At 66.6% G+C, this 16,508-nt stretch carries 19 protein-coding genes; 11 read left to right on the top strand and 8 right to left on the bottom strand.

Features of this window, described 5'->3' with window-relative positions; genetic code table 11:
- Positions 1-18 precede the first annotated feature (18 nt).
- Both GVY39_RS34835 and GVY39_RS30725 read left to right on the top strand, forming a co-directional pair.
- Positions 19-279, top strand: coding sequence for a hypothetical protein (locus tag GVY39_RS34835; protein WP_236565767.1), 261 nt, complete (start codon positions 19-21; stop codon positions 277-279).
- Complete coding sequence (locus tag GVY39_RS30725) at positions 276-704, top strand: substrate-binding domain-containing protein (RefSeq protein WP_236565768.1); 429 nt, start codon at positions 276-278, stop codon at positions 702-704. Before GVY39_RS34835 ends, GVY39_RS30725 begins: the two co-directional genes overlap by 4 nt.
- Positions 705-774: 70 nt before the next feature.
- Here the strand turns inward: GVY39_RS30725 and GVY39_RS34830 are convergent, their stop codons facing one another.
- Both GVY39_RS34830 and GVY39_RS30710 read right to left on the bottom strand, forming a co-directional pair.
- Complete coding sequence (locus tag GVY39_RS34830) at positions 775-1,023, bottom strand: SCO4226 family nickel-binding protein (RefSeq protein WP_159930466.1); 249 nt, start codon at positions 1,021-1,023, stop codon at positions 775-777.
- 894 nt (positions 1,024-1,917) lie between these two features.
- Positions 1,918-2,058, bottom strand: coding sequence for a hypothetical protein (locus tag GVY39_RS30710; RefSeq protein ID WP_159930467.1), 141 nt, complete (start codon positions 2,056-2,058; stop codon positions 1,918-1,920).
- Positions 2,059-2,276: 218 nt separating this feature from the next.
- Between GVY39_RS30710 and GVY39_RS30705 the strand changes: the two genes are divergently transcribed.
- Entirely contained in the window at positions 2,277-2,441 is a 165-nt protein-coding gene (locus GVY39_RS30705) for a hypothetical protein (RefSeq protein WP_159930468.1), read from the top strand.
- Between the two features lie 33 nt (positions 2,442-2,474).
- Here GVY39_RS30705 and GVY39_RS34820 read toward each other — a convergent pair whose 3' ends face one another.
- Positions 2,475-2,777, bottom strand: coding sequence for a hypothetical protein (locus GVY39_RS34820; protein WP_159930469.1), 303 nt, complete (start codon positions 2,775-2,777; stop codon positions 2,475-2,477).
- Positions 2,778-3,618: 841 nt separating this feature from the next.
- Between GVY39_RS34820 and GVY39_RS30695 the strand changes: the two genes are divergently transcribed.
- Entirely contained in the window at positions 3,619-3,927 is a 309-nt protein-coding gene (locus GVY39_RS30695; RefSeq protein ID WP_159930470.1) for a hypothetical protein, read from the top strand.
- Positions 3,928-4,014: 87 nt separating this feature from the next.
- Positions 4,015-5,250, top strand: coding sequence for a glycosyltransferase (locus tag GVY39_RS30690; RefSeq protein WP_159930471.1), 1,236 nt, complete (start codon positions 4,015-4,017; stop codon positions 5,248-5,250).
- A gap of 144 nt (positions 5,251-5,394) precedes the next feature.
- On the opposite strand, the gene GVY39_RS30685 is transcribed toward GVY39_RS30690, so the two are convergent.
- The gene (locus tag GVY39_RS30685; protein ID WP_159930472.1) at positions 5,395-5,562 is read right to left on the bottom strand and encodes a hypothetical protein; all 168 of its coding nucleotides are present in this window, start codon (positions 5,560-5,562) and stop codon (positions 5,395-5,397) included.
- 211 nt (positions 5,563-5,773) lie between these two features.
- On the bottom strand, positions 5,774-6,712 hold the full coding sequence (locus tag GVY39_RS30680; protein WP_159930473.1) for a DMT family transporter: 939 nt from the start codon (positions 6,710-6,712) through the stop codon (positions 5,774-5,776).
- On the opposite strand from GVY39_RS30680, the gene GVY39_RS30675 reads away from it, so the two are divergent.
- From GVY39_RS30675 to GVY39_RS30660, 3 genes are all read left to right on the top strand, one after another.
- Positions 6,711-8,120 (top strand): PLP-dependent aminotransferase family protein, encoded by a 1,410-nt coding sequence (locus GVY39_RS30675; protein WP_159930474.1) that lies wholly within the window; start codon positions 6,711-6,713, stop codon positions 8,118-8,120. The two genes, GVY39_RS30680 and GVY39_RS30675, sit on opposite strands and share 2 nt — an antisense overlap.
- A 338-nt stretch (positions 8,121-8,458) precedes the next feature.
- Positions 8,459-9,709 carry an MFS transporter gene (locus GVY39_RS30670; protein WP_159930475.1) on the top strand — a complete coding sequence of 417 codons (1,251 nt, stop codon included), beginning with the start codon at positions 8,459-8,461 and terminating at the stop codon, positions 9,707-9,709.
- 1,111 nt (positions 9,710-10,820) lie between these two features.
- Complete coding sequence (locus GVY39_RS30660; RefSeq protein WP_201295409.1) at positions 10,821-11,990, top strand: FAD-dependent monooxygenase; 1,170 nt, start codon at positions 10,821-10,823, stop codon at positions 11,988-11,990.
- Between the two features lie 176 nt (positions 11,991-12,166).
- Here GVY39_RS30660 and GVY39_RS30655 read toward each other — a convergent pair whose 3' ends face one another.
- Positions 12,167-12,586, bottom strand: a complete 420-nt coding sequence (locus GVY39_RS30655) for an ATP-binding protein (RefSeq protein ID WP_159930478.1) — start codon at positions 12,584-12,586, stop codon at positions 12,167-12,169.
- A 164-nt stretch (positions 12,587-12,750) separates the two neighbouring features.
- Here GVY39_RS30655 and GVY39_RS30650 point away from each other — a divergent pair, with 164 nt between their 5' ends.
- A complete protein-coding gene (locus GVY39_RS30650) occupies positions 12,751-13,512 on the top strand; it encodes a helix-turn-helix domain-containing protein (protein ID WP_159930479.1) in 762 nt (253 codons plus the stop codon).
- Here the strand turns inward: GVY39_RS30650 and GVY39_RS30645 are convergent.
- Together GVY39_RS30645 and GVY39_RS30640 are read right to left on the bottom strand one after the other, a co-directional pair.
- Positions 13,444-14,019 carry a dihydrofolate reductase family protein gene (locus GVY39_RS30645; RefSeq protein ID WP_159930480.1) on the bottom strand — a complete coding sequence of 192 codons (576 nt, stop codon included), beginning with the start codon at positions 14,017-14,019 and terminating at the stop codon, positions 13,444-13,446. The two genes, GVY39_RS30650 and GVY39_RS30645, sit on opposite strands and share 69 nt — an antisense overlap.
- A 145-nt stretch (positions 14,020-14,164) precedes the next feature.
- Entirely contained in the window at positions 14,165-14,794 is a 630-nt protein-coding gene (locus GVY39_RS30640) for a TetR/AcrR family transcriptional regulator (protein WP_159930481.1), read from the bottom strand.
- A gap of 65 nt (positions 14,795-14,859) precedes the next feature.
- Between GVY39_RS30640 and GVY39_RS30635 the strand changes: the two genes are divergently transcribed.
- Both GVY39_RS30635 and GVY39_RS30630 read left to right on the top strand, forming a co-directional pair.
- On the top strand, positions 14,860-15,267 hold the full coding sequence (locus GVY39_RS30635; protein ID WP_159930482.1) for a RidA family protein: 408 nt from the start codon (positions 14,860-14,862) through the stop codon (positions 15,265-15,267).
- A 370-nt stretch (positions 15,268-15,637) separates the two neighbouring features.
- Positions 15,638-16,213 carry an EF-hand domain-containing protein gene (locus GVY39_RS30630; protein ID WP_201295411.1) on the top strand — a complete coding sequence of 192 codons (576 nt, stop codon included), beginning with the start codon at positions 15,638-15,640 and terminating at the stop codon, positions 16,211-16,213.
- The last annotated feature ends 295 nt before the right edge of the window (positions 16,214-16,508 follow it).

Raw genomic sequence — 16,508 nt, 5'->3', positions numbered from 1 at the left:
CGGGTCCGACGTGGCCTCGTGCTGTCGCTGCAATTCGAAACCGAAGACGGCGCCGATACCGTCGACGCGATCGAAAACCTGAATCCGATGGCGGTTGCCAGCGTCTTACCGCTCGAAGGAGCGGCGCTGGACGCGGTGGCCGCCGCCGGAATCGCCCAAATCCATCGGGGCAGTGCAATTGGGTGTTTTGGACGAACTGAACCTGACCGTAGGCGAAATGGGGCCGACCGGCTGACCGCCAACGCCACCAACGTTTGGCCTTCGCACGATCCCCGATGAAGAAGCTGCACATGATCGGCGACTACTGGCCGGCCGGCTTACACACCGCGGCGCGACGCCGAGGCGTGCCTCCGATCCCGCTCGACACGCTCGCCTCCGACGGACACGCCGCCGACATCATCACCGGTTGGGCCCGCGACGGCGTGACCGCCGTATGCACCCAAAACGACGAGACCGCGTTCAGCGTCCTGCACGGCGTGCGCGAGGCCGGCTTGCACTGCCCCCAGGACATGGCGGCCATCGGCGTCGACGCCATCCCCCTCGGCGCAGTGAGCACCCCACCCCTGACCTCCATCGGCTTCGACGCCGGAACAATCATCGAGCTGTCGGTCTCGGCGATGATGGCCGAACTCGGCTTCGCCCCGCCCCCAGCGCACACCCTCGGCACCTCGATCGCTTACCTCATCGACCGCGCCTCCGCCTGACAAGGAAGCCGGGGCCCTATGCGGAGTGATGCCCTCTCCGGGCCATGGCGCGGAGAGGCGGCCGGTGCGGTCAAACCTGGACCGGCACCTGGTAAATGTTGTCGGCGGGATGTCCCGCGCGCTCGTGAATCCTCTGCACCGCTCCGGCATCGGGTGCCTCGGACAGGCAGAAAACCATCCCCGACTCGGGGTCCGCCCAGGCGTGCTTGAAGTTCACTTGCTCGTCGTCCTGGATCGCGAGGTCGGCGTTGTGGGCTTCAGTGAGGGCTTCGGGAGTAACTCCCTTCATCGTCGTGTGCACATCCATGAACTCAGGCATGACACGTCCCCTTTCTCTGAGACTTCCCACTATCCTCCCTTGTCCGCCGCGCCGCCATGGCGGATCAGATTCGGGACGGTTCAGAATCCGCAGTACATGACGTGCACGCCGACCCGGCCGAGCGCGGGATGGTGAAGCGCTCCGGGCACGGTACCCAGATCTCCAAGCCCAACCGCTGGTAGACATCAACAGCCCTGCGATTGGGATCGGCCACCGCGTTGAATTGCATAGCGGCGAAGCCTTTTCCTTCGCCCACTCCATCACATGCCGGCACAAAGCTGTACCAATGCCCTGACCGCGCGCCGTGGCGTCGACCATGAAGCTTGCGGTCGATATGTGCGCGCGCGCCCGGCCGATTGGCATACGCGTTCGCGGTGCCGGCCACCCGGCCCCCGGTCACGGCGACGACGGTCATCGCGGGCGGCCCATCACCCAGATGTCGCGCGCCTGCTCCTCGGTCATCGCCAGGTCGTAGGTAAACGTCTCGCCGGAGCGCACGATGTCGCGGACGATCGGCCGGACCTGCGACCAGTCGGCTGACGTCTACTCACGAATCTGCTTGACCCACAAGCTATCCCGGGAAGCGGTGAGATCCCACCCATCAATCCCCACCACCGAGCGGGTGTGCGGTGAGCCTGGAGCGCACCGCCGCTACCGCGAGAACAGCCCGCTGCGATCAAGCAGAAGGCCCGGCAGCTCAGGCCCGGGCGGGCAGCAGTTCGGCGATCAGATTCCCGACGCGGGATTCGATCTCGTCGCGGATCGCGGCCGGGATGCTATTGAAAATAGGGTCCAGCAATGGTTGGCTCGTAGTCGAGTCTCGCCGGGGTGGGCCTGGGCACCGACGTGCTGCTCGACGCTCTGACACCCGCACCGATCCTGGTGGCGGAGCCTTCACCGCACCTGCGGGCAGTGCTGCTGGCGCGGCTGCACGACCGCCCCGACGGCGACCGAGTCACCCTGCGTTCCGTGCGCAGCCACCGAACTCGTTCTGCCGGACCGGATCGCCGCCGCCGCCGCCGTGGGGATGCACATGATCGGCCACCTCGATCCGGCCCGGCGGCGAGGCTTGTTCGTCGCGCTGCTCCCGCGACTGGCGCCGGGCGCGCCGGTAGTGTTCAACGTCCAGCCGCCGGCCGCCGCGACCGAGCCGGTACAGGTCGACCCCTACATCGTGCGCGCCGCCGGTCGGTCTGGACTACGAAGGCCGCGGGCATGCCCAGCCGGTTGCCGCGGACCGGTTGCGCTGGACGATGACATACCGCACCATGCTCGACGGCGCCGAGATCGCCCGCGCGACCACGGAATACGACTGGTGGACGCCGTCGGCCTCCGAGCTCGCCGACGAACTCCATCAATCCGGGGCCGACATCGTCACCATTGATGACGATCTCGTCATCGCCCACGCCCCCGCCTGAAAGACACTCGCCGCAAGGTTCGCCTCCGATGGGTCAGTGTTCGTCGTAGTGGCCTTCATGAGCGGCGTGACGGCAGCCATCGTGAACGTAATCGATGTGATCACCGTGCGGCACCGCCACATGTCCGCAGCCCGCGCCGTGGGTATGGTCGTGGCCGGCGTGGGTGGCGTGACCGGTGGCAGGCTCGCACTCGTCGAAGTGCCCCTCGTGGGCACGATGAAGGTGCCCGTCGTGCACATAGTCGACGTGATCTGCGTGCGGGACCGCCACATGCCCACACCCCTCACCGTGAACGTGGTCGTGGCCGGTGTGTTCCTGATGCAGCGCAGCGGTCATGCGATCCTCCTCGATTCCGGCGTGCCCACTTTCGGGCAGCACATATTGTCGAATTCGCATATCTTATCGTGTTCAGGTGCTGATTGTTAGCCGAGCGAAATGGGCAGCAGGGAAGGGCGGCACAGGGTACCGCCGATAGCGAACATGCATTCGACCATGGGGGTTCTCGGCGGTGGTCGGTAACGTCATGGTCAGGGGAATTCAAAGCGGAACTCAGCGGACAGTTTCACGGCGACACCAGTGACGCTGAACAGGGGCGCAGGGCACCGACATGGGCCGTAGCCGGCTCAGTGACATTGGATCGCGTTCACGAAGGAGCCGCACATGGACACCGTGACCACCCACCGCCCTACCCGGGACACCGTGTGACCAGCTCGGATACCGGCGCCCACAGCCACGCGGCAGCACTGGCGGGGCTCGCCGAGACCTGTACGCGTGATGGTACGGAAAAGCGAACGTGACTGTCCTCCAGCGTCTGCTGACCCCGCCCGCTGCTGGGTATGGCCGCTCCATGCGGGTCCAGTGGCGGTTGTCCGCACGGTCATGAAAGCCTTCGATCTCCGATCGGGTGTAGATCCGTTCGTGGGGATCGGTAGGGATCCCGGCACATTCGGCGGCTTCATGAACCTCGAGGCGCCCAGCAACACGGTCTTCGCGTCCCCGAGGGCATCGAGATCCCGCCCACGGCCAGTCCCCATGCCTGGGATTTCGATGTCGAGTACCGCTGCGGCACAGTACTTCTACCACTCGAGTGGCGGCGGAGTAGGACAACAGACTGGCTGGCCAGGGCGAAGCGATGACTTTCGTGTCGGCGTGAGTAGTGAAGGGATGAGTAGGAGGGATGAGCGACCGCGACGAACTTCGACGGCGTTACCTAGCCGCCCGCGAGAGATGGCAGACACCGCGCCAGACCTCGGAGGAAAAGTCCGCACGGGAGAAAGCTCTCAAACGGCGTAACGACCTCGCCAAGCTAGAGGCGGCAGCGATGAAGGAGGCTGAACAGCGGGCACATGACGAGATGGCCGCCGGGTCGATCGCTGGCACCATCGTTGGAGGGCTGTTACTCGGTGTCGTGCCCAGTGCGGCGCTCATGCAAAGGAGAAGTACCGAAGGCGAGAAGACAACACTTCCCGCCACTTTCAACATATAGCGGACGGGGGGGCTTGCGGCAAGACCCGGGTCGCAGCGCAGAATCACCGGCCGAGAGCCAGAACCTGCGGAGATGGGGAGTTGCGAAGTGCGTGTGTTGTTGACGACGTGGGGGTCACGCGGGGATGTCGAACCGCTGGCGGCGCTCGCGGAGGCGTTGCGGGAACTGGGCGCCGAGGCGCGGGTGTGCGCGCCGCCCGACGAGGAGTTCGCGAAGCTGCTCGAGCGTGTCGGCGTGCCGCTGGTGCCGCTCGGCCCGACGGTGCACTCGGTCGTCGCCAACCCGAAGCCACCGACGGCGCGAGACGCGTTCGCGCTCGCTCCCGCGCTGGTCGCCGCGCGGTTCGACACGCTCACCGCGGTGGCCGAGGGATGTGACGCGCTGTTGGCGACCGGCCTGATGCCGGCCGGCGCACGAGACGTGGCCGAGAAGCTGGGCATGCACTACGTGTTCGCGTGCTTTCACCTGCTCGGGCTGCCGTCGCGACATCTCCCTCCGGGGAGACGGCCGGGCACACCGTCCCCGCCGGATGAGACCGACAACCGGGTGCTGTGGCAGCAGGACGCCCAGCGGGTGAACGCCTTGTACGGCGAGGCGCTCAACAGCCATCGGGCGGCGATCGGCCTGCCGCCGGTGGACAACGTCCGCGACCACGTCTTGACCGGCAGGCCGTGGCTGGCGGCGGACGCGACGCTGTGTCCGTCGCAGGGCATGACGGACCTCGACGTCGTACAGACCGGGGCGTGGATCCTGCCCGACGACCGCCCGCTCCCGAACGGCACGGAGGCGTTCCTGGACGCCGGCGCGCCACCGGTATATGTGGGCTTCGGCAGCATGGCCGCACACGCACCGAAGGACATCGCCCGGGTGGCCATCGAGGCGGTCCGCGCGCAGGGCCGCCGAGTGCTCCTCGCCCGCGGCTGGGCGGAGCTGGCCCCGATCGACGACGTGGACGACTGCTTCGTCGTCGGCGAGATCAACCAGCAGGCACTGTTCGGTAGGGTGGCCGCGGTCGTGCACCACGGCGGCGCGGGCACCACCACCACGGCAGCCCGAGCCGGCGCGCCCCAGGTGATCGTGCCCCAGATCGCCGACCAACCGTACTGGGCCACACGAGTGGCCGAGCTGGGCATCGGTGTGGCACACGAGGGCTCGACGCCGACCGTCGACTCCCTGCCCGCCGCGCTCGCCACGGCCCTGGCCCCCGAGACCCGAACACGAGCCAGGACCGTGGCCGGTGCGATCCGGGCCGACGGGGCGACGGTGGCCGCGAAACTGCTCCTCGAGGCAGCGAGCCGGCCGAAGCCACCCGTAACCGTGTGAGCCCGGTCGGTGTCGGACTCGGGGCGTGACGGCGGAACGAGCGGACTGCGAGCTGCCGCTTGATGAATGCACGGCAGCTCTGCCGCGGGTCCGATTCCGGGCCGATCAGTCATGTGGCAATGATCGCCGGAAGGATATCGGCGGTCACAACGCGTTGTATGTCGCGGCCACGAGGTCGTAGGCGCGGCGGTCGCCGGACAGCCAGTCGCGCGCAGGTTCGGAACGAAACGCGATCGCCGCCCCTCCGGCGTTCCGGCCGCCGGCGAAGCTTGCCTCGAACACATCGCGCACCGGCAGGAAGGCGGGATCCACCTCGCCGTCCGCGCATTTACTCACTGAAAATACATGTTCTAGCTTGTGGGTCCAGTTCAGCCAATCGACACGGTTCAGCCGGTAGCGCGATGGCTCACCGCCGACGAAGCTACGGTCAGCTCACCCACGGTGATCGAATCAGCCGCACCGGCCGTGTCTGATCAACCGGATCTCGTGCCGTCGTCACGCAGCAGCGCGGTGTCCACTTCGGTCACTCCTTCGGGGTGGTGTCGACACCGCCGAGCCGATTTCGAACCGCACCGCCCGCGCAGGCGATGACCACGAGTCCGCCCACGAACGTGAGCCAGCCGATGCGTTCCCCGAGCAGCAGGGCCGCCCAGCAGAGGCTCATGATGGGCTGCACGAGCTGGACCTGACTGACCCGGGACATCGGACCGATGGCGAGCCCTCGGTACCAGGCGAAGAAGCCGAGGTACATGCTGACGGCCGAAAGGTAGGCGAAACAAGCCCATTCGACAGCCGACCCCGACGGTGCCTGACGCCCGAACGCGACGACGGTCAGTGTGAGCATCAGCGGCGAGGAGAGAATCAGGGCCCACGACACGGTCTGCCAGGACCCGATTTCGCGCGCGAGTAGGGCACCTTCGGAATACCCCACCGCGGCCGCCAGCACAGCACCGAAGAGAAGCAGGTCGGCCCAGTGGACCCGGCCGATGCCCCCGCTCTGCAGCAGAGCGAACACGACAGTGGCGATCGCGCCCGCGAGTGAGAAGAGCCAGAACGCGCGTGTCGGCTGCTCGCCGGTACGCAGCACCGCCGTCACCGCAGTGGCGGCGGGCAGCAGGGCGACGACGATGGCACCGTGACTCGCTGGTGTCACGCTGAGGGCGTACGACGTGAGAATCGGGAAGCCGACGACGACCCCCGCCGCGACGACAGCGATCCGCAGCCACTGCCTGCTCCCCGGGACCGTCTGCCGCGTGGCCGCCAGGGTCACTCCCGCCAGCACAGCTGCGACCACCGCGCGACCGGATCCGATGAACAGGGGTGAGAGTCCGCCCACTGCGACACGGGTGAACGGCATCGTCAACGAGAAGGCCGCGACACCCACGAGCCCCCAGGTCAATCCGGTCGATTCGGGAGATAGCGGAGTTCTGGATTTGACAGTAGCGCTACTCTGAACTGACATGTCCAACGATAGCAGTAGCCGCTTGGCTGACGGGATTCGCGCCTGGATGGCGACGGCTGCCCCGGGTGCGCGCCTACCGTCCACACGACAGTTGGCGACCGACTACGCAGCCAGTCCGGTCACAGTGCAGAAGGCCATCCGGTCACTCGCCGCGGAAGGCCTCATCGAGTGCCGCCCGGGCGTCGGCAACTTCGTCCGGGCTCCGCGTTCCACCCGTCCGCAGGACTACGGCTGGCAGACAGCCGCACTGGGCTCCCCGCGCAGCACCCTGCCGAGCGTGGCAGGCGCCCTGCGCGGCGCTGCGCCCGATGCCCAGGAACTCCACTCCGGCTATCCCGAGGCCGACCTGCTGCCTGGGCGGCTGGTCCGCGCGGCCCTCATCCGCGCGGCGAGAGGCGCTTCGGCGACGTCACGCACGGCCCCTGCCGGGCTGCACGATCTCCGGACCTGGTTCGCGGCCGAGTTGGCCGGCCTGACGCCCGCCGGTCTCGCCGTGCCCACGGCCAACGATGTCGTCATCGTCCCGGGAAGCCAGAGCGGGCTCACGTCGATATTCCGTGCACTGGTCGCGCCGGGACAACCGCTGTTGATCGAGTCCCCGACGTACTGGGGCGCGATCCTCGCCGCGCATCAGGCGGGTGCGCGCCTGGTCCCCGTTCCGAGCGACGCCGATGGGCCCGACCCGGACGAACTCGACCGGTTCTTCCGTGAGAGTCGGGCGAGAGCCTTGTACGTCCAACCGAACTACGCGAACCCTACCGGGGCTCAGTGGTCGCCGGACCGCGCCGAGGCTGTGCTGGACCTGGTCCGTGCGCACGGTGCGTTCCTCGTCGAGGACGACTGGGCACACGACTTCGGGATCGACACAGAGCCGAGGCCGGTCGCTGCCCACGACACCGCCGGCCATGTCGTCTACCTCCGTTCGCTGACCAAGAGCATGTCACCCGCTATCCGGATCGGCGCGCTCGTTGCCCGCGGGCCCGTGCGCGATCGACTCCTCGCCGACCGATCCGCGGAGTCCATGTACGTGAGCGGGCTTCTGCAACAAGCGGCTCTCGAGGTCGTCGCCGATCCCGGCTGGAAGACTCACCTGCGCAGGCTTCGTGTCCAACTCCGGGAACGCAGGGACCTGCTCGTCGCCAGTCTGCGCGAGCACGCCCCTCGGCTCCATGTCGACCACGTTCCCGAGGGGGGACTCCACCTCTGGGCACGGCTGCCCGACGGCACGGATACCGACCGACTCGTGCGCGATTGCGAGACCCGAGGGGTGTACGTCGCATCCGGTCACGAGTGGTTCCCGGCTGAGCCTTCGGGCCCTTTCCTGCGCCTGAACTTCACCGGCCCCAACCCGAATGGCTTCCCAGCAGCAGCCCGGACCATCAGCGCGGCGCTCGCCTCCCAATGGTGAAGGAAATCCACCATCTGGCCTATCGCTCCGTCAGAGCCGCCGACTGCGCGTGGCCGAACGATGCCGAGGGCGGCGGTGATCGGTAGGAGAAGTCCGAGCCAGCCGCTGGGGCTGATGCTCCTTCAGGTCCATTGACCAATGCGTCCCGGATTCGGCAACAGTGTTTGTGGGTTTCGGGTGCCATCTCCGATGCTCGTATCGGAGGTGATCGCATTGAACACAAGCACGCATGAAACGAATATATCTCTGCCAGAAGGCCTTTGGGACGCGATCGTTGTCGGAAGAGATCTGTCCGCTCGTATCACCCGGAACCCGCTCGATGTCGGAGGTGCCCGCTGATGGTTACCGTCATTTCGGAGTCGCCGCGGGGCGGTCGTCTCGAACGCTTGCCCGCCGGGGTGTATCTGCTGGCTTTCAGCCTGTTCGCGATGGGTAGCGCTGAGTTCCTGATGGCTGGGGTCCTGCCCGCGGTCGCCACCGACCTCGATGTCGCGCTCTCCTCGGCCGGAATGCTCATCACCGCGTTCGCATCGGGTGTCGTCGTCGGCGGGCCGCTTTTCGCCGTGATCAGCCTGCGCTGGCCGCGACGCACCGCCTTGGTGGTCACTCAGGTGGTCTTCGCTGTCAGCGTTGTCGTCGGTTTGCTGGGCAACTTCCCGGTGATGTTGCTGTCCAGGCTTGTTTCCGGCCTGGCCTATGCCGGCTTCTTCGCTGTGGCGTCGGTGACCGCGATCAGCTTGGTGACCACCGACCGCAATGCCCGCGCATCCGGCGTCGTGGTCAGCGGTCTCACCATCGCCATGATCGCCGGGGGCCCCGCGGGTACTCTGCTCAGTCACTTCACCGACTGGCGTGGCGGATTCTGGGCTGTCGCGGTGCTGACCCTCGTCGGAGCCATCACCTGCGTGCTCGGTCTCCCCGCCGGCAAGTCGGGCGCCGGCCCGGCGTCGGGGACCAGCCTGTCGCGGGAAATCGCCACGATGCGGGAACCCTCCTTGTGGGGCCTATACGGGATCACCATCCTTACTACCGCGGCATACATGATCTCGTTCAACTACCTTGCCGCCATACTCGCCGACATCACCGGAGTCCCCGAGGTCTGGATTCCGGCGATCCTCGCGCTCTTCGGGGCAGGCGCCTTCATCGGGCTTTCCATCGGCGGCCGGATCTCCGATCAGCGCCCGCACTTCGCGCTGATCATGGGAGTGGTCGGCGTAGTCACGCTGTCTGTGGTCAGTGTCGTCGTGGTCGAGCGGATCTGGGCAATGGTGGCCGCGGTGTTCCTGACCGGTATCGCGGCGTTCGTGCTCAATCCCGCGATATACGGTCGCGTCTTCACGATCGCAGCCGATGCGCCCACGATCGCGGGTGCCACAACGGTGTCGGCCTTCCAATTGGGCATCAGCATCACCCCCGTGCTGGCGGCGGCGACACTCACCCACGGTGCCGCTCTCACGTCGGTGTACTGGTTCGGAGCCGCACTCGCCACGCTCGCCGTCCCGCTCATCCTCCTCGACCGAGCGCGGCAGGCCCGAGCCACGCCCACGCGCGGGGGTGACTCGCGGACCACGCAGCGTCCGGCGTCCTGATCCTGATCAGTCCATGCCATCGCCGGCTGGAACGTGGTCAGCGGCGGACCAAGCGCTTGACCTGGTCGGTTGTGTAGGAACTCGCTGAGAGGCAGCGGACCGGCTGCCCCTCAGTCAATTTTCGTCGAGCGTATTGGAGACAGTCCGTTCTGGCCCAGCCCCGCTATCAACTCCGTCGCTGCATACCCCGACTTGCGCTTCGCCTGGCCACTGGAACAGTGATGTACAAAGGACTTGGCAAAAAGCCGAGCCGGGGTATGCCCTGACGAGCGCGTCCATGAAAGACGGGTGTCCGTTCCACTGCACGTTGCGGTTGGTGAATTCGTTGGCCTGCGATCCGAAATCTGGACGATGTTTTCGTTTCCCGGTTTTCCGGATCCAGTTGCCGATTATGTGATCTTCCCTGCCGCCGTCCGCGGCTCATCCGAGTCGGACGGCCGCCGTCGCGGGCTCCCCTCACCGCCGGCTACCGTCGCCACGGAGTACACGGGCATCCTCGGATTAGGCCGCGTGGGAAATGTGGCGAGCAATATATATTTGTCAACGCGGCGGCTTCTGGAGTCCGCCGAAAACGCGTAGACTTCGGGCAGGTCGGGACTGTCTCTGGAGCCCTATCATGTTCGAGAAAAAGAATTCACACACGAAGTTAGCCCGGTTGGCGGCCGCCGCCGGTATGGCCGCAGTTGCTGCGATTCCGGTCGTCGCAGCCGCGGCGCAAGCGCCTACCGCGCAAGCAACGACGCCCACGTCCGCAACCCAACTCGTCGACAGCCCCGGCTGGGGTAACAGCCCAGGTTGGGGTTGGGGTCGAGGCCAAGGCTGGGGTCGCGGCCCCGGTTGGGGTGACGGGCGCGGTTGGGGTAATGGCCCTGGTTGGGGATGGAATCCCGGCTGGGGGAATTGGTGGAACCCACCCGGCTGGGGTGGCTGGGGCGGCTGGGGCAGCTTCTAGCGCCGGTGACCGAGCCCGGACACGCACAGCGTGCCGGGCTCGGTTGCATCGAGGACCGATCATGTGAAGCCAGGTTCGACCGACCGTGCTGCAGCTGGTGACGAGATGAAGATCGTGTGTATCGGTGGTGGGCCGGCCGGCTTGTACTTCGCTATCTCGATGAAACGGCGCGACCCCGCCCATGACATCACGGTGATCGACCGCGATCCCCCCGGGTCCACCTATGGCTGGGGCGTCGTGTATTGGGACGACCTGCTCGACATTCTGTATCGGAATGACCCCGACAGCGCCCAGGCGGTGCGTGCCGGGTCCGTCATCTGGCGTGAACAGGCAATCCACGTGCGCGACAACCAGACCGCGCACTTCGGGGGCTACGGATTCAGCATGGGGCGGGCGGCGTTGCTCGACGTACTTTCCCGACGGGCGAGCGACCTGGGCGTCGATGTTCAGCACGGGCGAGAGGTCCACGATCTGTCCGGCTTCGACGACACCGATCTCATCGTCGCCTCCGACGGCGCGAACAGCCGGGTACGGCAGCTGGGTGATCATCGTTTCGGCACGTCGGTCACACTCGGCGAGAACCGGTATCTCTGGCTCGGTACGGACAAGGTCTTCACCCGATTCACCTTCGCCTTCGAACACACCGCGGCCGGTTGGATCTGGTTCCATGCCTACCCGTCGGTCGCCGGAAAGATCAGCACCTGCATCGTCGAGTGCCAACCGCAGACTTGGCATGGACTGGGATTCGATTCGTTGGACAACCTGGAGAACCTGCGTGTCTTGGAGAACATATTCACGCGCCTTCTCGACGGTCACTCGTTGCTCAGCAAGACACGAGGCGAGTTCGCTAGGTGGAGCCGATTTTCCGAGGTAACCAACAAGACCTGGTATCACGACAACGTGGTGCTGCTCGGCGACGCAGCGCACACCACGCACTTCACCATCGGTTCGGGCACCCGGTTGGCGATCATCGACGCCGTCGTCCTCGCACAGAACCTGTACGAGCATGCCGAGGTAGCCGACGCGCTGGAGAACTACGATGCGCAGCGGCGCGCTGCACTGCGCCCGATACAGGCCGCCGCCCGTTCCAGCATGGCCTGGTTCGAACACGCCGACCGGTACCTCGACCGCAGCGCCGTGCAGTTCGCCTATGCGATGGCGGCTCGACACGGGCTGCAAATGCCGTGGCGATATCAGCTACACCTGCTCACGCAGGTATCCGCTGTGCGCAAGATCCGGCGTGGCATCGACTCCGGACAGCGGTGGTGGCGCGCTGCCCGACGGGGGGAACTCGCGATGGCACAGCCGCCGGGGGTGCCTGGCCGGTGACTCGTCCGGTCCGGCTCATTTCGAGGAACATCGCGCCCAGACCGAGCAGCACGGCGATTGCGCCGGTAACCACGTTGTTCCAGATAGGTCGACTGCGCTCATCAATCCGGAAGTCCAGCCCGGCGGAGGTCTTCGACGCCGAACTGTCCCGACAAGTCCACCCACGCCGCAGAACCTCACCAGCCCCCGCGGCGCGGGCCGAGTTCGGCCCACACCGTTTTGCCGCCGTCGTGGTAGTCGACACCCCAGCAGGTTGCGAGCTGGTCGACCAGGAGCAACCCGCGCCCGCCGGTGTGATCGGGCCGACGGATCCGCGCCGGCGCGGGCGAGCCGTCATCGACCTCCACGCGGAACCGGTCGCGGCCGGCCACGATCAACCGGCAGTCACGCGGTGCCCGCGCATGCACGACAGCATTGCCTGCCAACTCGTCACACACCTGTACCGCGTCCTCCACCCCGACACCGGCGAGCGGCGCGAGCAGACGCCGTACCTCCGCCCGGACCTGCCTCAACGGCACGGCCTCGAGGTCCAACTCGACAACACCGCGGCCCACGGATCGACCGGCGCGTGCCGGATTCAATATCGAAACGCCCACCCTGCACCCTCCTCTCACTCGCCCAGTGCCCCGACCTCCGCGGGGACAGCCATTACTTCGGCGACATACCCCCGCTGGACCCCCGAAAACCGCCGAGGAACCACACATCGGGACCGTCACGAATCGCTTCGGGTGCGGCCCTGCCCTCGGATTAGGATGCCGTGGTGGGATTGCTGTTCGAGACACGCGCGTCGGATTCGCCGTGGATCGCGTCGGTGTGGACCTGCCGCAGCGAGCAGGTGGCGGAGATGACTGCTGTGGCGACCGAGACCTGGGGTTTGGTGTTCTGGGAACAGGAGGGCACGGCGTACGCGTGCGTCACAGGTCCCGAGAGCGGCACCGGCACTGCCCCTGTGCCTGAAGGCGCGAGCTTTGTCGGTATCCAGTTCGCGGTCGGCACGTCCCTTCGCGCGGTGGCCGCTCCTTCCCTGCTCGACAGGGGGATCGTCTTGCCCGAGGTGACCGCCCGGACCTTCTGGCTCGACGGTGCTCGCTGGGAGACGCCGCACCCGGACGATGCCGAGGCGCTCGTCGACCGACTCGTCCGAGGCGGAGTCGTGATCCACGATCGCTTGGTCACGGAGGCTTTGCGAGGCCACCGTCCAGCGGTTTCCGATCGGACGCTCGAGCGCCGCTTCCGAGCGGCGACGGGCCTCACCCGAGGCGCGGTGCGGCAAATCGCGCGCGCCCGCACCGCCGCGGCACTGCTGAGCTCGGGTGAGGCCGACAGCGATGTCGTCGGACTGCTCGGGTATTACGACGAACCCCATCTTGCCCGCGCGCTGCGACGGTACGTCGGGCGCACGGCACGGCAGCTGCGCGGGGGCGTCGGCGGTGCGATCGCGCTCGATCCCGCCTCAGCGAACGACTTCGTAGACGAGTTTGGCCACTCCGTTCGAATAGGTCGCCGACTCCTCGAGGCGTAACTGCTGCTTGTCCCGGTCCGCTGTGCTGAACAGGCTTTTGCCCGCGCCCAGTAGCACCGGGAACACGAGCAGGTTGTACCGGTCGATCAGATCGGCGTCCGACAGGCGCCTGGCCAGTTCGGCGCTGCCGTGGATGAAGATCGCGCCGCCGTCGCCCTGCTTCAGTTCGGCGACATCCTCGATCGACCGCAGGATCGTGATCGGACCCCATCCGTCGATCAGGGCGTCGTCGGTGAGACTGGTCGAGACGATGTACTTGGGGAGTTCCTTGTACGCGACATGATCTTCCGAAGCGGGCCACATCGGGGCGAACGCCTCGTAGCTGCGTCGGCCGAACATCAGCGCCGTGGTCTCGGCGAGTTCCTCCCCCTTGAGCGAGTAGGCCTCGGGCACGAACTCGGTGTCCATCACCCAGCCGCCGCTGCGATGTCCCTCGACCGCGCCGCCTGGCGAGTCGACTACTCCGTCGAGCGACATGAAGCCCGTGTAGACCAGTTCGCGTGTCACAAAATCCTCCAGAGAACGGACGGCGGAGATCGCCGGTGGTCAGTTGATACCGGCTCGGAGCCTACGGGCGGAGAGCTCTGCCGTCTTGGACGAAACCGACACCCACGCCACTCGCGGCATCGACCGCATCGCCGCCTTCCTCCCGTCAGCGGGAGTCATTCCGGGGGTGGCTCGGGGTCCAGCCGAGTTCGACTGATCGGTGGCAGGTGTCGGGGTCGTCGCCGCAGCTGGTGAAAAGAGCGGTGAGCATGGGTGCGCCGTAATCGAGCGCTTCGCGCGGTAAGGGGCCGGTTGCCACGAGGGACACCAGTCCATGGCCGATGGCCCAACTCTGGGTAGCGAGAGCCTGGGGGTCGACGTCGGAGCGGAACCGTCCGATGGTTTTCGCCCGTTCGACGGCGCGCACCAGGCAGTGCAGGGTTTCGTCGGCGGCGGCGGGGTCTTCGAGTGCGAAGTCGGCGTCGAACATGACCCGGTAGAGGTCCGGACCGGCAAGGGCGTTGGAGAGGTACGCGGCCCCGAGGGCGGCGAGGTCTCGGACCGGGTCCGCCGTCAGGGTGACCGCGTTGAGCTCGGCCGCCAGGCGAGTGAACCCTTCCTGGCGCATCGCCTGCCACAGGCCCTCCATCCCCCCGAAGTAGGTGTAGACGGCCATGGTCGACAAACCGGTTCCCGCGACGACCGATCGCAGAGTGATCGGTTCCCGGGCTCGAAGCATGCGCGCCGCCCGCTCGATCAGCTGGGTGCGGACCGCCGGATCTTTCGTTCTGACCACGGCACCACATTACATAGCGATGCTATGTTCAGAATCGTCGATCTTGCGTGAGTGAGGAGTGCGTTATGGCCGTGGAAATGGTCAACCCGGACGGATTGCCGAAACCCGAGGTGTACCGGCAGTTATCGATCGCCACCGGCTCGAGGCTGGTGTTCCTGGCCGGGCAGGTGGCCCGCGACGCTACCGGAAAGCCCGTCGGCGAGGGAGATCTGGCCGCACAGGTCGAGCAGGCCTATCTCAATGTCGGTACGGCCATGGCCGGGATCGGCGGATCGTTCGATGATGTGGCGAAACTGACCATCTATGTAGTCGACTGGTCCCCCGACAAGATGCCGTTGCTCGGCGAAGGCGTGGCCAGGGCGGCCGCGAAGTTGGGTGTCGATCCAGTCAAACCGATCACCCTGCTGGGGGTCGCTGCGCTGGGTGAGCCCGACCTGCTGGTGGAGGTCGAGGCCACCGCTGTTATCGACTGACATGCCACGCACCGCAGGGCGACCTCGGCGGCGGTGAGTCTGCTCGCCGTGCGGAGTTCGAGGCTCCCTCCGAAGCCGGAGCAGACCAGCCCGAGGATCGGATGCCGAGATCGCTTGCCGCTGCGGCCATTACCGTCTGCGGCAGTTGCCACTTCGCCTTACAGGTACCCGGTTCCCGCGCGGCGGGAGACCACGACAGGGCGGCCAGGCGCGCCTGATTCAATGATGTCCGTCCGTAGACCACGGTCCCACCGGCGAGAGTTGATCACGAAATGTCCACCGGGAAAACGGTTTCGTGGCGTGGCGCGGTCGGAATCAGCGGAGAATTCCGCTGGTGGCCGACCGGCCACGGTGGCGATGATGGACTCGAGTGGACGGGACAGGCATGGAGATCAGCGAGTTCTTGACGCGCAAGTTGGAGCGGCGGTTCGAGACGTTCGATTTCGACGGAGACGGCCGGATCGAGCGCAGCGATTTCGAGAGTTCGGCGCGCGCGGTGGCCGCGGAGTTCGGCCACGAACCGGATTCGCCTGCCGCGCACCAGTTGCTGCAACTGAGCTTGCAGCTGTGGGGCCGCCTGGCATCGGTGGGCGATGTGGACATCGACGGATCGGTCGATCTCGCCGAGTACAAGCAGGCTTTCGCGGAAGGCCTGCTGGTGACCGAGGAATCATTCGACCAGGGCTATCGACCGTTCCTCTCGGCGATCATGGCGATCGCCGACGGCGACGGCGACGGCAAACTGAATGCCGAGGACTACGCCCGCTGGACGGGGGCGCTCATGCACCTGCCTGCCGGCGATGCCCGCGAAATCCACCGCAGGCTCGACACCGACGGCGACGGCTTCGTCACCACCGAGGATCTGCTGCAAGCCATCCACGACTATTACTTCGACGAGAATCCGGAAGGTGTCGGCAGCTGGTTGCTCGGCAAACTTCGCGGCTGACGGCAATTCTCGCCGATCGCCGTCGCCTTCAAGTCGTCGATCGGACCGACCGATCGCGCGGCTTCATCCGCGTTCGCCGCCTCCGGACGCGGGTATGTTGCCCAGATCACACGCGAGGCCCCATCACACCCCGACGGCCCGTCTCGTCTCCAGTTCGGTACCGCGTTCGCGGCCTGAGAAGGAATCTCAATGACCATGTCAAGCCGCAGCTCGGATTCCGTTGATGCTCGGGGGCTGGGTGTCGAAGGGGCGGTTGTCGCGCAGCAGTGCCCACAGCACGTCGACCAGGCGCCGG

The sequence above is a fragment of the Nocardia sp. CY15 genome (genome assembly GCF_009829295.1).
GTDB lineage: Bacteria > Actinomycetota > Actinomycetes > Mycobacteriales > Mycobacteriaceae > Nocardia > Nocardia sputi.
This window is presented reverse-complemented; position numbering and strand designations above follow the sequence as displayed.

Excerpts from the sequence above, each read along its gene's own strand:
- GVY39_RS30725 (WP_236565768.1), top strand. The coding sequence starts at position 276 with ATGAAGAAGCTGCACATGATCGGCGACTACTGGCCGGCCGGCTTACAC.
- GVY39_RS34830 (WP_159930466.1), bottom strand. The coding sequence starts at position 1,023 with ATGCCTGAGTTCATGGATGTGCACACGACGATGAAGGGAGTTACTCCC.
- GVY39_RS30710 (WP_159930467.1), bottom strand. The coding sequence starts at position 2,058 with ATGTGCATCCCCACGGCGGCGGCGGCGGCGATCCGGTCCGGCAGAACG.
- GVY39_RS30705 (WP_159930468.1), top strand. The coding sequence starts at position 2,277 with ATGACATACCGCACCATGCTCGACGGCGCCGAGATCGCCCGCGCGACC.
- GVY39_RS34820 (WP_159930469.1), bottom strand. The coding sequence starts at position 2,777 with ATGACCGCTGCGCTGCATCAGGAACACACCGGCCACGACCACGTTCAC.
- GVY39_RS30695 (WP_159930470.1), top strand. The coding sequence starts at position 3,619 with ATGAGCGACCGCGACGAACTTCGACGGCGTTACCTAGCCGCCCGCGAG.
- GVY39_RS30675 (WP_159930474.1), top strand. The coding sequence starts at position 6,711 with ATGTCCAACGATAGCAGTAGCCGCTTGGCTGACGGGATTCGCGCCTGG.
- GVY39_RS30680 (WP_159930473.1), bottom strand. The coding sequence starts at position 6,712 with ATGTCAGTTCAGAGTAGCGCTACTGTCAAATCCAGAACTCCGCTATCT.
- GVY39_RS30670 (WP_159930475.1), top strand. The coding sequence starts at position 8,459 with ATGGTTACCGTCATTTCGGAGTCGCCGCGGGGCGGTCGTCTCGAACGC.
- GVY39_RS30660 (WP_201295409.1), top strand. The coding sequence starts at position 10,821 with ATGAAACGGCGCGACCCCGCCCATGACATCACGGTGATCGACCGCGAT.
- GVY39_RS30635 (WP_159930482.1), top strand. The coding sequence starts at position 14,860 with ATGGCCGTGGAAATGGTCAACCCGGACGGATTGCCGAAACCCGAGGTG.